Source organism: Escherichia sp. MOD1-EC6300 (genome assembly GCF_002965045.1).
Lineage (GTDB): Bacteria > Pseudomonadota > Gammaproteobacteria > Enterobacterales > Enterobacteriaceae > Escherichia > Escherichia coli_F.
Genome location: NZ_PTRH01000050.1, coordinates 1 through 1,319 on the forward strand (window position 1 = coordinate 1; position 1,319 = coordinate 1,319).

The window sequence follows — 1,319 nt, forward strand, 5'->3', positions numbered from 1 at the left end:
CCGCGGAATAACACTGGCGGTATCATGACCTGCCGGTCAAATTTCTGATCATCACTGATTCTTACCGTGATGGTGCCGCTGGCATAAGTGCTCGTTCGGGGGAAAGACTTGCTGACCGTTTTGACAATATCGCCTTCAATCTGGTTGGCTGACAGTTTCCCCTTAATCTGACAGTTCTCATTAATCGTGACATTGTTGAGCGTCCCGGAGTTCGCATTCACACTGCCACTGATATCCGCATTTTTAGCGGTCAGCTTTCCGTCCGGTGTCAGGGAAAATACCGGTGGATTTCCACCACTGGTAATGGTGGGGGCCGTCAGGCGTTTCAGGAACACGTCGTTCATGAATATCTGGTTGCCCTGCGCCACAAACATCGGCGTTTCATTCCCGTTTGCCGGGTCAATAAACGCGATACGATTGGCGGCAACCAGAAACTGGCTCAGTTTGCCTTCCTCTGTATCCTCCATGCTGAGGCCAAGCCCCGCGACATAATGTTTGCCGTCTTCGGTCTGCTCAATTTTGACGCCCCACATGGCATTCCATTTATCGTTGGCGTCTTTCCACTCTTTCGAAAACTCCTCCAGTCTGCTGGCGTTATCCTCCGTCAGGTCGACTTTTTCCAGCAGCTCTTTACCGAGATGGGATTCGGTTATCTGGCCTTTGAAAAAATCCAGGTAACCTTCCGCATCATCGCTCGCCCGACCCACGGCCTCCACAAATGCCGATTTGCCAACGGTGTTCACACTGCGGATATAAAAGTAATAATCATGGCCCGGTTTGATATTGATACTGGCGGCTATCCAGTACAGCGCCGTACCAAGATAGCGGGCTGTGGTTTCAACCTGCCTGATATCCGCAATCCGCTTTTCCGAGAACCAGAACTCAAACTGTACCGTCGGATCATAAACGGCAAGATGCGGCGTGGCGGTTATCTGAAAATAGCCCGGCGTCAGCTCAATCCGCGACGGCGTTGCCGGTGCGGCGATCCGGAACGATACCGATGCAGGATCGCCCTGCTGTCCCCAGGCATTTGCCGCCCGGACTGTCAGCCTGTAGTTTCCCAGCGCCAGCTGCGTGAAGCGGTATGTGGTTTCCGTCGTCCGGGCCGTGCTGACCAGCCGCTCTCTGCCGTCGTCCGCTGCCACGGTAAGGCGAAGCATAAAGCTCACACCCTTCACCACCTTCGGCGTGTCCCAGCGCGCCAGTACCTGATACTCCCCGCTGTCTGCGGTGACTTCGGCAGTCAGGTGCTGCACCGCTGGCGGCGTGACACCATTCACCGTGCCGCTCTGGTCGCCGTCAAAGTGCGCCCCGTTATC

General features: G+C 55.3%; 1 protein-coding gene. It reads right to left on the minus strand.

Going from position 1 to position 1,319, the window contains the following annotated elements; genetic code table 11:
* A partial coding sequence (locus BGE37_RS24715) for a phage tail tip domain-containing protein (RefSeq protein WP_157944760.1) occupies positions 1 to 1,319 on the minus strand: 1,319 nt, incomplete at both ends.